Source organism: Clostridium fallax, from assembly GCF_900129365.1.
GTDB lineage: Bacteria > Bacillota > Clostridia > Clostridiales > Clostridiaceae > Clostridium_AH > Clostridium_AH fallax.
In genome coordinates this window covers 1-13,335 of the sequence record NZ_FQVM01000019.1, presented here as the reverse complement: position 1 = coordinate 13,335, position 13,335 = coordinate 1, and the positions used below count along the sequence as shown (strand labels likewise).

Sequence of the window (13,335 nt, the reverse complement as noted above, 5' to 3'; positions counted from 1 at the left end):
CTTTTATCATAGCAAGTTTATTAAGTTTTATTGTATTTTTTCATTATCAAAAAGTTACAATAACTTTTTATATAGATTATATTCTAATAATAAATAAATATGAAGATATAGTAGATAACAAATTGAATATCTATATAAAAATATTAGCTAGGAGCAATATATTACTCTTAGCTAATATATTTATTAAAGATTTTAAATAAATAATATTTTGTTTATAATTAAAGTTGCAATTTGTTTTGTAGAGCTTCTGTATGCCCAACGAATAATCCACTTTTTTCTCCAGCACAAAATAGATTATCAATAGTTTTTACTTTCATATCATTAGTTCTTGGAGCTACAGAAAGATATCTTATAGAATTTCCTTTTCCGCCAGCATAAGGATCTACATATTTGGCGTTTTCAAGACCAGGTATCTTTCTAAGTTTTTCTAAAGGATAATAAGTAGTCATAAGTTTAGCATGACCTGTATCTAAAAGAATAAGATTTTCTGCAAACTCTTTTAAAGCATATTGCTGACAAACTTTAGTGGATAGTTTATCATAATTTATATCCTCTTTAGGAATTTTTAGTATAACAACACCTTTTTCATTCAATTGTTTTTCTATTTCTGGAGATAAGCTTTCTTTTGTTAATTTACAAGAACCACTAAAGGCTCCTAGTTCATCTCCATTTCTTTCTCCTTGTAAATCTTCAACGCCAGCTCTTTCGCTAATACTTATTCTAGGACCAAAGGCAGGACATCTTAATATACACATAGAACATCCATTACCATATCTTAAGCAGTTTCCCATAGGTCCAGTGGAGCCAGTAGTTTCTATAAAGGCATCACCTTCTATAAAGGTGCCATCACTTAAATAAATTCCTTCTATTTTATTATTTGTTTTTTTTATATCAATAGCTCTAGATATTAGGCTTATTTTAATTCCTAAGCTTTCTAGATATCTTTTAACTTCAGCTTCTATATTATTTACATCATAAAGCCAAGCATGTCATTGATTTACAGTATTGATAACTTAAAAATCTTATTTATAGATTTAAAGCTAATTAACCATTAAATTTAGGGTGTTTATGACTTAAAAACTTTAAGCTATTATTTAAGAAAAGTCATCTTTTTTAGATCCCCAGTAAAATATATTAGTTTCTCCAGATTCTCCATCAATAAATATTTCTTTAATAAAACTTTTAAGTAATAATTTTTTCTCTTTATTAGATTTACAGTGTTTATATAAATCATTAAAACTTTTAAATTCATTGGAAGTATTTATAAAAATATTATTATTAATAGAATTTCTATCCTTACTTTTTACTTTTAAGTTTTTAAGTTCTATAATATAAGAGTTTTTTTCTTTATCTAATTCATTTATTTTATTCATTATATATTTAGAAACTACGTCATTAGATTCTGATAATTTTGAAAGTAATTTGTTAATAGAGTTATCAAGATAAGATATTTTTTCTTTTAAAGCATTTAATTTATTTAAAGGTAAGATATTTGTCTTTCTTTTCTTAATTAAATTTTGAGACAAGTTTTGTATGCTTACTTCTATAAGCTTTTCTTCAATAATTTTATCAATGTATTGACCGGATAAATTAGGGTTATCACACTTGCTTTTACTAGAATTTGATTTTAAAGTGCAAATATAATAGTAGTTTTTAGTACCATCTTTTTTAGATCTTCCATAGGATATTCTCATTGGAGAACCACATTTTGAGCATTTTAAAAGTCCTGTAAGAAGACCAGTTTTTGAAGTGCCAAGTCTTTTTTCTGCTATATTAGAATTAATATCTAAAGTTTTTTGTATTTCAAGCCATACGTTAGAATCTATAATTCCTTTATGTTTAGAAACAGCAATAATCCAATTACTTTCATCTGTTTTTTTCTCATTAGAAATTTTTCCATAAGATAGTAGTCCTTCTCCTTTAGGAATTCCTACAGTGGTACATCCACATTTTTTAAAATAATCTAAAACTTCTTCATTTGATTTTACATATACAGGATTCCTTAATATATCCCTTAAAGACATAGCATGCATATTTCCGCCATTTTTGCCCTTTATATTTAAATAAAGGCATTCTTTAAGGACTTTATAAAGGCTTTTTTCTTTATAATATAAATCATATATATACTTAACTATATTAAGCTCATTTTCATTAGGAGATAATTTAAACATAGTTTTTTCCTTGAAGTTTTCATCGAAATAACTTACTCTCTCAGAGTAAAATCCTAAGGGGCATTGACCACCTAGCCATCTACCAGACTTAGCTAATTCGTACATATTATCTTTAATACGTTCTGCTATAGTTTCCCTTTCAAGTTGAGCAAATACAGATGATATATAAATCATAGCTCTTCCTATAGGAGAAGTTGTATCAAATTGTTCTTTTATAGATATAAAATCTATATTATTTTCTTGAAGAATTTTAAGAGTAGAGGAGAAATCTGCAACATTTCTACTTATACGATCTAATCTATAGCATATAAGAATATGAAATTTCTTATTTTTTGCATCTTCAATTAGTTTTTTAAATGCAGGTCTATTAGTATTACTACCAGAATATCCTTCATCTTCATATATTAAAAAATTAGTTATATTTTTATCTTTTAAATAGCTCTTACTATAATCTTTACAGAGCTGAAATTGATTTTCCAAGGATTCACCTTTTCCTGTAAAAATTGATTTTCTACTATATATAGCTGCAATCATTTATTATCACCTCATACATTTTTAAGGGATTATTACATTTATATAGAATGTTTAATAAAAAAATGAAGAGTTTTTAAAGATAAAATATCTATATAAATTATATTAAGTATATATTTGTTATATAAAGAGTTTATTTTTTAGTAAACATATATAGTATAGTTTCATAAAATGATTATGGATATATTAATTATTTTAAAAGGGAGAGTAAGATAATGAATAAAAATTTTAAGGTTATAGTTCATTATCCATTACCGGAAAATCAATTAAAATGGCAAGAAAGAGTAGATAATGCAGCAGCAGATTTAATTTTAAAATTGTATCCAGATAATTTAGATGAAATAATTGAATTTTTAGAGAAAGTTAAAGAAGAGTAGCAAAGGATAAATAGGCTAAAGTAGCCTTATATAAAATATATTAAGATAAGCAAAGATAAACACTATTAAAGTTATAACTTATGGAATAATCTTTAAAAAATCCATAACAATTCTATTATAATGAATATTTTAGTAATATATCTAAATATAAAATTTTAATTTTATATGATAAAATAATGTTAAGAATTAATTAAAAATGTAAACTAGGGAGGACATATAGGTGAATAGGAAAAAGATTATACCGATTATACTAAGCTTTGGGATTATATTCACATCTACAATTAGTATTTTTAATATAGCAAATGGTAAAGAATTAAGTCAGGATCAATATATAGCTTTAGCAGAAAATAAAGTTAAGGAATTTAAATCTTGCCCAGTATTTAGTACATATAATAAATGTTATGAGGCATTATGTAAAATTAAAGATCAAGGAATAAGAGAAAAATTAGGATCAGAGATTGCACCATACTGGAATAAAGTTGCAACACCATATGTTTTAGATGGATTAAAGAGAATGGAAGCTTTAGCTAATGATAAAAATTTACTTACCTTTAATGATTTAATGTTAGAAATTAAAAATTCATCATTAAAAACTGAAGAGGATAGAAAATTTAATGAAGGATATTTATTAGGAGAATTAGATGGATGGGCAAAATCTGGCAGTCTTTATACTAAAGAAGAATGTTCTGCTATAGATAAGATAGTTTATACTTGGAACAATAAAACTGAAGAAAATGTTAATGAATGTGAAAGATTAATATCTAAAGTAGCTCATCCAAAATCAAGACAATGGCTACAAGGAGAAGTAAATAACATAAAAAAATTAATGAAAGTAGACAATAAAAATGAGGACAAACCTAAACCAACTAGGCCAGGTATAAAAACTGGTTGGGATAGGGATATAGATGGAAAATACATATATCTTGATGAAAATGGAAATAGAATAAAAAATAAAATAATGAATATAAATGGTAAAAGTTATGCTTTTGATGAAAATGGATTAATGAGAACAGGTTGGTTTTTAATAAAGAATAGGGGATATTATGGTTATAAAAATGGAGTTTTAGCACAGGATGAAGTAAGTGAGGGATGGAAATTTGATTCAGACTGTCGTGCTATAAAATATGTTTCAAATGATATGCCTTCACCTAAGATACCGAAATTTGTGCCTAGGGGAAATTTAGTTTATCATAATCCAATAACAGGAGACGATTTTTATGATTGTGATATTTTATGGGCAAAGGCTTTGAATCAACAAAATATACAATTGTCAATAAATAAATATAATGTAGTTACTAATTATGATTTAAATAATTCTCAAAACGTACCTCAATGGGTTAAATTAGAAGATGAATTTGTATATAAATATGAAAAAGATGAATACCATGATAGTGCTTATAATTGGATAAATAGACTAGCAAGTTATGTTGATAATAATAAAGCAACACCAGAAGAAATGATGAGAGATACTGGATATATTATATCTAAAAATGATTGGAATATGTATAAAGCTTGGTATGAGCCAGCAGATAATAAGTGGTATAAATCAATACCTAAATTTGCTGGAAAAGTTACAGTAAATTGTACAAATACTGCTGAAGAATTACATAATGAATTAAAAAATCAAGGAATGTATAATATATCTATTGATACTAAAGAGGGACGAGTTGTAGATCATTACTATATGATTCCAAATGAAGATAGAACAAAATTAACTGTAGTTAGAATAGCTTTAATCATTAAGGAAACAACAGAACCTAAAAAGGATGAGATTGAAGAAACTGATATTAATAAAGTATTTAATCCTTGGGAATGGAAATATGTAAATAACTACTGGAAAGAGCATAAGACATATAAATAATAATTAAAAATTATTATTTGTGTTTTAAAAGACTGTCCTACTAAATTATTAGTAGGACGGTCTTTTTTTATAAAATAAATTTAAAATTAAAAAATAATATTTTAGAAGAAAATTATAAATTATTAAATTTTAAAATTATGATTGCAATACTGTAAAAGAAGGATGTTTGTGGCCAGGGAAATCTATATTTTTGTGTCTACTTAATCTATCTGTAATATTAATTAAATCTCCACCACCTAAGGCTATTAATTCTTCACTGGCAGTAAAACGACCGTTATTTCTCATTATGCCGCCAACGTTACCTAGCCCTAATAAAAGATCTGTTTTTTCTATAATATGAACATCAGCACCAGCTTTTTTGGCGCTAATAGCTGCTGCACATCCTGACCAACCACCACCGATTATAACAATCTTCATATAAATCTTCTCCCTTCAAAAATATTTCTAGGATCTGTTTGTATTTTACAAAGTCTTTTAACTTTATGACCTTTAAACCTTGCAGTACAGCTACCACATATTCCTTCACCACAGCACATTTTTGAGTTATTACAACAGCTTAATTTAATATCATTTCTACCTAGTTCATTTAGAAAATCTATAATATTGTAAATTAGTATATCAGCACCAGCACAGTATATTAGTTTAATATTATTTTCTTTAATAGTATTTTTAATAATGTTTTTTGTGTTTTCAGGGATTTTTCCTTGAACAATTAAAGTTTCTTCATTCCATAAATTTAAGTATTTAGATATATAATTTTTTACAGGTATTTCATTATAAGGAGATTTATCAATAATTAAAGAGATATTATTATTAGAATTTTTTAGGTTTCTAATTACAGGAATCATAGGAGCTATTCCTATTCCTCTTGCAAGAACTAAGGCATTAGAGTTTTTAGTAGATTCTATATTTTTAAGACCAAAAACCCCATTCCAATAAGGACCTCTAATTATAATATTTTCTCCAGTCTTTAAATCTAATATTTTTTTTGTTTTAATTCCTCTTATTTCAATTAATAGACTAATTTCATCATTATCAACATTAGATTCTAAAATAGATATAGGTACATCAAAGTAGTTATTTTCATCAGTTCTTACAAATATATAACTTCCAGGATGAACTAAATCTAAGGATAATTTATGTGGAGCAGTAAAGGTTATATGAAGAAGATCATTATCTATTTTTTCTACTTTATTCACTGTACAATTATATACCTTTCTTCCTTTCTTTGCTTTAAAACCGTTATTAAAAAATTCTTGATATATGCAAACGCCTTTCCAATTAACACAATCACAAAAGCATTTCTCATGAAGCTGAGAACATAAAATGCATTCACCAGCTTCTGCAAGCTTACAAGGGCAAGGTTATAACCTATAAAAGCGATATTTTAAAAATATAAAATTAAATCATTTTTTTATTTTAAAAAGATTTATCACTGCCTTATTATTTTCGCCATACCAGATAACATTATTAACTAAAGTCTTTATAAGTAATCTTTTTTCATTTATATTATCCAAAAAATCAATATTTTTATTTAAATTATATATGGATTTTAAAACCAAAGATAAATTTTCTCTTGATATATTTATAATATTTTTATTTTCATTTAATTTATTTAGTTCCTTTTTTAGAGTTTTTATATTTATATTTAAAGTATCTATTTCTTTAAATAGGTATCTACATATATCATTATTAGAAGTTAAAGAAAGTTTTTTAACTAAGTTTGAAATCGCTACTTCCTTATCTTTTATTTCTTTTTGTATATTTAATATTTCATTTTTATTTAAGTTTATTTCCTCAGTTCCTTTTATTATTTCTGAAAGGCTATTTATTAATAGATTTTTATCGTATACTATAAGATTATTTATAAGAAGCCTATCAAGTTTATCAACTCGCACATTACTATTTTTACATTTTATTCCTAATGAACTATCCTTTTTAGAGCAAACATAATAATCATATCTAATTGAAGAATCTTTTTTGGATTTATGTCCTTGCTTTATTATCATATTAGAGTTACAATATCCACATTTTAATAATCCGGTAAATAAAGAAGAATTATTTTTTCCAGTACCAATTCTACCTTGAATTTTTTTTGATTTATTTTTTTCTAATATTTTTTGAATATTAATCCATCTTGTAGAATCTATTATTCCTTTATGATTAGATACTGCTGCAATCCATTCAGTAATATTTCTATCTATTATTAAATTCTTAGTTTTATTATAGGTAAGATACCCATTACCATTGCCTTCTCCAAAAACATTTATACCTATAGATCTTAAATATTTATTAGTATCAGAAGAGGATTTTACATATATGGGGTTAGAAAGAATTCTTTTACTTTGACTTGTAGTTAAATTTCCACCTTTTTTTCCCTTAATATTAATAAAGTTTAAGTATTTTACTACCTGAGAAATAGATTGAAGTTCTTCATATTTAGAATATATAAGTTTAACTACTTTTAGTTCATCATCGATAGGATAAAGAGTCATAAGGGATCTTTCTTTAAGTTCTTCATCTAAATAGGTGATTTTTTTACTTTTAAAACCAAAGGGAGTTTGACCGCCTAACCATCTTCCTGTTTTAGCAAGTTCTATCATATTATCTCTAACCCTTTCAGCTATAGTTTCTCTTTCAAGCTGAGCAAACACTGATGATATATAAATCATAGCCCTTCCCATAGGTGTACTTGTGTCAAATTGTTCTTTAATAGATATAAAGTCTATAGAATTATTTTGAAGTAATTCTAAGGTATTAGAAAAATCAGCTACATTTCTTGAAATTCTATCAAGTCTATAGCATATAAGAACATTAAATTTTTGGGATTTTGCATCTTGAAGAAGTTTTTTAAAGTTAGGTCTATTAGTATTACCTCCACTAAAACCTTCATCTTCATAAATTAAAAATTCTTTATTACCTTTAAAATTTTTATTAGCATAGTCTTTACATAATTCTATTTGATTTTCTATAGATTCACCTTTACCGGTAAAGATTGATTTTCTACTATATATTGCAAATATCATCTATGATTACCTCGTGTTTTAAGTTTTATATAATGCTATAATTTATTGTATTTAAAAATAATTGGTTTTATAATTGAGTAATATTTATTTTAAAATAAAATTTTATATAGAAAATCATTTATATTTGTTAAGAAATAATAAAATGTTTCATTATTTATATACATAACATAAGGATTAAGATTATAATATTATAAAATATTAATTATATGTCTTAGAGAGTTATTAAAGATTGTAGAAAGTTAATATAGTATTAAATGTTATAAAGGGTATAAAAGGGAGGCGTTTCATTTGAAAGTAATTGGAATAATTGGAGCAATGGCTATGGAAATTCAACTTATAAAAGATAAAATCATAATAGATAGGGAAGAAAGATATGCAGGATTCGAATTTTTTATAGGAAAGTATAGAAAGTTAGATATAGTATTAACATCTTGTGGTATAGGAAAGGTAAATGCAGCAAGTTGTACACAAATATTAATTGATAGATATAATGTAACTGATATTATAAATACTGGTATTGCAGGAAGTTTAAATGAAAAAGTTAAGGTATGTGATATTGTTATTTCAGATAACGTTACATATTATGATGTAAGACAAATGCAAATGAAAAATAGTTTTCCTTTTAAGACCTTTTTTACTGCAAATAAACAATTGAAAAAAATAGCAATTAAAGCATATGAAAACAGTATTTTAAAAGATTACAGCTATCATATTGGTAGAATTATAACAGGAGAGTCTTTTGTATCAGATGATAATTTAAAAGCTACAATTATAAAAGATTATAAACCTTATTGCGTTGAAATGGAGGGGGCAGCTATTGGACATGTAGCTGATATAAATGGAATTCCTTTTATTATAATAAGAAGTATATCTGATAATGCAGATGATAATACTAGTTTAAGTTATGATAAATTTAAAGATATAGCCTCAAATAATGCTGCTTTGCTAATATTAAATATGTTAAGTATAATAAATGATAAAATTAAAAAATAAAAATTATTAAAGTTAATAAATATGTTTAGATTTAAGTTTTAAAAATCATATCTATAATTTAGATTGTAGATATGATTTTTTTATGAACATTTATAAAGTTTTCTATTTTAATTTATAAAAATATTATTTTTATAGAGCATCTTTATTAAATAATATTAAGATTTTTTACAGTTTTTATTAACAGTATATTTATACAACTAAAGTTTTGTCTTTATAAATTATTTAGTAGTTAATTTTATGAATAATGCTTTTTATATATGTAACATAATGTACTGTTAATTCATATATTATTTTGGAGTGTAAAAATAAGGGGATAGTGTATGGCTAAGAAAGTAAAGGAAATTAAAGTTTATATAGAAGGGCAATTTACAGATGAAATAAAAATTAATTTTAACAAAAGATTAGCTAAAGCACTATATAAGCAGTATGGAATTGATTTTTGTAGAGAATTATTAGAGGAATTGAAAGAATCTAATTAAAACTTATACACTTAGATTTATAAAATATAAGATAATTTATAAATAGAATAATAATTCTAATAAGTCATAATGGAGATTTTAAAGCTATATCAGACTATATTATAAATTTAAACTAAAAGAAATATATAACTTTAAAATATACATTGACAAAAATATTAAAGATTAAACTAGATATAAGCTTTAACATATAAAAAATATAATTTAAAGATAAGAGGCTATGTCATTAAAAATAATACTACAATATATTGTGCTAAACTTAAATTAAGAAATTAATATATTGAATTTAAATTCTTTAGTGATGCAGCCCCTTATAATATTTTTCATACAAGAAATAGAAAATATTAATCTAATTTTTGTAAGTATTTTTCATTTATTATATTTGTAAATACTTGAATTGATATTGGTAACATTATTATAAAATACAATAAATTATTAATGAAAAAAATTTTAAGTAGTAGTAATGCACCTAATATAATATATAGAAAACCTACTATAGAAAATAATATTCTTTGATTTTTAATATATTTTTCTTTGTTAAGTATTTTAAATTTTTCTCGATTTGGAAAAAATAATTTTTTAGGAACTATTAATGATATAATTAAAAAAAGCTTCCTAATATAATCATTGAATAGGCTAAAAAGTTATGTATTATAGTGTCCATAGTAGAAATCCTTTCTGTCAATAATATGTAATGGGTATATTTTATATATTACTATAAATTTATAAAATATTTAATAAAAATTATATTTGGATCTTTGAATTCTATATAAATCTAAAAAATAATTTTCTTTAATAAATTTTTTCTTTATTTTTTAATCTTAGATTTTTATATAAAAAATTTAAAATATATGTAGTTTAAAAGTTAAATTTAATATTACCTTGATATTTCTGTAGCTTGTAAATTATATATATGAGTCATATCTATATATAATTTAGGAATACCCCACTGATTTATTAGAACCTTTTTATTTAAAAAATTAGATATTTCATATAGTACATCTCCTAAATGAATATAGGATACTTTAGTATTATCAAGAAAATTAATACAAATTATATTTTCATCTAAAGATAAACAAATTAAACTTTTATTAAATTCCTTATCTATTAATTCTAAGTAGCATAATCTTTTAGTAATACAATTTTTTTTATTACTAAAAACTTTAGTACAACAATTCATATTAATTTTTACACCATTATGTTTGTACACATTTATAAACTCTAAGATTCTATTATTTTTTTCGTCAAATCTATTTTGTAATATTTTTCTTATTAATCCACGGTTAACTTCTGGCATAAATAATCCCCCTTATTACTTATTAAAAATTTTAATATATATTTTAATTAATTTAATATAGAAATATAAAAGAATTTATATCATATCTATATGTAAATGATATAATAAGATATTAAAACATTCAATATGTAGAAATTAATTCTATGTGTTGGATATTAGATTTAAATAAGAATAAATGAGATTTACTTTCATTTTCTTTATATTGGTATTAATTACTCTATATATAAATATTAACTATTTAGTATATAGATTTATTTTCTATGTAATACATGGTATAATATTTGTATGAGGTGATGTATATGGATTTAAATATAAAAGAAATACTTAATTCTATTAGTTTGTCAAAGGATATTGAAATTTCTGATATACCAAATATGAATTTATATATGGAACAATTAACAGATTTTATAGATAATAGTCTTAAAGATTTAAAAAGAAATGATAGTGATAAGATTTTAACTAAAACAATGATTAATAGTTATACAAAAGATGGGTTATTAATGCCTCCAGAAAATAAAAAGAAATATACGAAACAGCATATAATTCTTTTGATTTTAATTTATCACTTAAAACAAGTTCTTTCTATAAATGACATTAAATCTTTAATGAAACCTATTTTAAATGATATAAATACAGATAAAGATGATTTAATATCTCTTGAAGATATATATTCTATTTTTTTAGAAACAAAAAATATGGAAAGTAGTAATTATTATAATTTATGTAAAGATAAGGTGAAGTTTTTAGAGAAAAAGATAGATGAATTTAATATACAAAATGATGATGTAGACATAGTTAAATTATTTTTAATAGTTGTTACATTAATAGCTCAAGCAGAATCAAGTAAAAGATTAGCGGAAAAGATAATTGATACTTACTTTGTATCTAAATAATTTATATTTATTATAAAAATATTAAAAGAAAAAATAAAAGTCTAAGTTTTTATTAAATATCTAAAAACTTAGACTTTTATTATAATTATTTTAAGGGTTTGTCGGAATATTTAGTTAAATCACTATTATAAGATGGATTTTTCCATGGCTCGCCTGCAAAAAAGTGAACTTCACTAACTGAAACAACTAATTCAGTTATTTCCTTAGCATTATTATATAGTGTCCAGCCCCAATCAGCTTTTGAAGTTTCTCCAGGTTGTAAAACACTATCTAATTTAGCTTTATAATAATCGTCATAATTAAAATTTACCTTAACAGGATATTTATTTGAATCATATCCAAAAATAGAGAACATAATTTCTTTTATAGATTTATTTATGAATAATTTAAATATCGCTATTAGAGGTCATAAGGACAATATTCAGTTCCTGCATCTATGCAATCTAGCATTTCATAATCCATAGAAATCCTCCTAAATAAAAAAGCTTTTATAATATTTTATTTAAATAAAAATAAATTGTTACAGAGAGATACATATATAAATAACTATTTAGTTATTATTAAATAAATAGAAAACATATTTTTAGTTATAAAAAATAAGCAATGGTATCTTTATTTATTTTTTTTGTTAATTTAATTTTAGATAGACTATAAGTTTTATTCATAAAGTATTTACAATTAAATAGCAATATGGAATATGATGTTAAAAATTTAAAGAAAATTAAAAAAAACTTTCTTATTAATACTTAATATAATGGTATGATTTTAAATATTAAAATTTATAAGAACAGAAGGGAAGAATATGTTTGATGTAAGAAAAGAAATAAATTTTTATAAACTAATTTGGATCTTTATGGTAGGATCTGTTTTAGGTTATTCAGTAGAGATGCTTTGGTGTTATATTAGAAATGGATATTTCGAAAGTAGACAAGGTTTGTTATATGGACCTTTTAGTCCAGTATATGGAGTAGGCTGTGTTCTTTTTACTATATTATTATATAGATTTGCTAAAAGTGATGGATTAATAATCTTTTTTGTAAGTGCAGTTTTAGGAGGAGTTTTTGAATATCTATGTTCATGGACACAACAAAAAATGGTAGGAACAATATCCTGGGATTATAGCAGTAAAGCTCTTAGTATTAATGGAAGAACTAGTGTTGAATATTGTTTCTTTTGGGGTATATTAGGATTATTTTTTATAAAAGAAGTTTATCCTTGGTTTAATAAATTTTTTAATTATTTTTCTTTTAAAACTATAAAGATATTGACATATATTTTTTTAATATTTATGATACCAAATATTATATTATCTGCATTAGCTGTAAGAAGAGAAGTTGCTAGAATAAACCATGTTAAAGCTGATAACGGTATGGATAGATTTTTAGATACTCATTATCCAAATTCGTACCTAAAGAAAGTATATCCAAATATGATTTTTCCTAAACCTAAAGAGTAAAAGGTAAAAATATACATATAAAATTATAATAAATAACAAATTTCCAAGCTAAATAGTTAGTTTGGAAATTTGTTCTGTAAAGCTTTTATAAATATAATTAATGACAATCATATATTTAATATAAATATTTTTCATTTTTATGAAAATAAGTTTAGTAATTAATTAAAATGGACTTTATAGAAAAATTGTAATATAATAGTAAATAACATTATTAATATTTTCACAAACTAAATTTATCTTAAATAAAAACTATA

General features: G+C 23.2%; 10 protein-coding genes and 3 pseudogenes. 6 read left to right on the top strand and 7 right to left on the bottom strand.

What is annotated here, in order from left to right:
- Positions 1–239 precede the first annotated feature (239 nt).
- Together BUA70_RS09385 and BUA70_RS09380 are read right to left on the bottom strand one after the other, a co-directional pair.
- A pseudogene (locus tag BUA70_RS09385) lies at positions 240–989 on the bottom strand (FAD-dependent oxidoreductase); the annotation flags it as partial.
- A gap of 105 nt (positions 990–1,094) precedes the next feature.
- Positions 1,095–2,705, bottom strand: coding sequence for a recombinase family protein (locus BUA70_RS09380; protein ID WP_072896677.1), 1,611 nt, complete (start codon positions 2,703–2,705; stop codon positions 1,095–1,097).
- Positions 2,706–2,917: 212 nt separating this feature from the next.
- On the opposite strand from BUA70_RS09380, the gene BUA70_RS13070 reads away from it, so the two are divergent.
- Entirely contained in the window at positions 2,918–3,079 is a 162-nt protein-coding gene (locus BUA70_RS13070) for a hypothetical protein (RefSeq protein ID WP_159429647.1), read from the top strand.
- Positions 3,080–3,299: 220 nt separating this feature from the next.
- Positions 3,300–4,940: a hypothetical protein gene (locus tag BUA70_RS09375; protein WP_072896675.1), complete on the top strand. Its 1,641-nt coding sequence runs from the start codon at positions 3,300–3,302 to the stop codon at positions 4,938–4,940.
- Between the two features lie 162 nt (positions 4,941–5,102).
- Here the strand turns inward: BUA70_RS09375 and BUA70_RS09370 are convergent.
- The 3 genes and pseudogenes from BUA70_RS09370 to BUA70_RS09360 form a co-directional block, all read right to left on the bottom strand.
- A pseudogene (locus tag BUA70_RS09370) lies at positions 5,103–5,357 on the bottom strand (FAD-dependent oxidoreductase); the annotation flags it as partial.
- Positions 5,354–6,301: pseudogene (locus BUA70_RS09365) on the bottom strand (sulfide/dihydroorotate dehydrogenase-like FAD/NAD-binding protein); the annotation flags it as partial. The pseudogenes BUA70_RS09365 and BUA70_RS09370, both read right to left, overlap by 4 nt.
- 45 nt (positions 6,302–6,346) lie before the next feature.
- A complete protein-coding gene (locus BUA70_RS09360) occupies positions 6,347–7,966 on the bottom strand; it encodes a recombinase family protein (protein WP_072896673.1) in 1,620 nt (539 codons plus the stop codon).
- A gap of 288 nt (positions 7,967–8,254) precedes the next feature.
- On the opposite strand from BUA70_RS09360, the gene BUA70_RS09355 reads away from it, so the two are divergent.
- Together BUA70_RS09355 and BUA70_RS13065 are read left to right on the top strand one after the other, a co-directional pair.
- Positions 8,255–8,959: a 5'-methylthioadenosine/adenosylhomocysteine nucleosidase gene (locus tag BUA70_RS09355; protein ID WP_111944821.1), complete on the top strand. Its 705-nt coding sequence runs from the start codon at positions 8,255–8,257 to the stop codon at positions 8,957–8,959.
- 320 nt (positions 8,960–9,279) lie between these two features.
- Positions 9,280–9,438, top strand: coding sequence for a hypothetical protein (locus tag BUA70_RS13065; RefSeq protein WP_159429646.1), 159 nt, complete (start codon positions 9,280–9,282; stop codon positions 9,436–9,438).
- An 874-nt stretch (positions 9,439–10,312) separates the two neighbouring features.
- Here BUA70_RS13065 and BUA70_RS09350 read toward each other — a convergent pair.
- Positions 10,313–10,732: a hypothetical protein gene (locus BUA70_RS09350; RefSeq protein ID WP_072896671.1), complete on the bottom strand. Its 420-nt coding sequence runs from the start codon at positions 10,730–10,732 to the stop codon at positions 10,313–10,315.
- A gap of 299 nt (positions 10,733–11,031) precedes the next feature.
- On the opposite strand from BUA70_RS09350, the gene BUA70_RS09345 reads away from it, so the two are divergent.
- Positions 11,032–11,625: a DUF1836 domain-containing protein gene (locus BUA70_RS09345; RefSeq protein WP_083573503.1), complete on the top strand. Its 594-nt coding sequence runs from the start codon at positions 11,032–11,034 to the stop codon at positions 11,623–11,625.
- Between the two features lie 85 nt (positions 11,626–11,710).
- Here the strand turns inward: BUA70_RS09345 and BUA70_RS09340 are convergent, their stop codons facing one another.
- The gene (locus tag BUA70_RS09340; protein WP_278337211.1) at positions 11,711–11,992 is read right to left on the bottom strand and encodes a DUF5780 domain-containing protein; all 282 of its coding nucleotides are present in this window, start codon (positions 11,990–11,992) and stop codon (positions 11,711–11,713) included.
- 435 nt (positions 11,993–12,427) lie between these two features.
- On the opposite strand from BUA70_RS09340, the gene BUA70_RS09335 reads away from it, so the two are divergent.
- The gene (locus tag BUA70_RS09335; RefSeq protein WP_072896664.1) at positions 12,428–13,081 is read left to right on the top strand and encodes a putative ABC transporter permease; all 654 of its coding nucleotides are present in this window, start codon (positions 12,428–12,430) and stop codon (positions 13,079–13,081) included.
- Positions 13,082–13,335 lie beyond the last annotated feature (254 nt).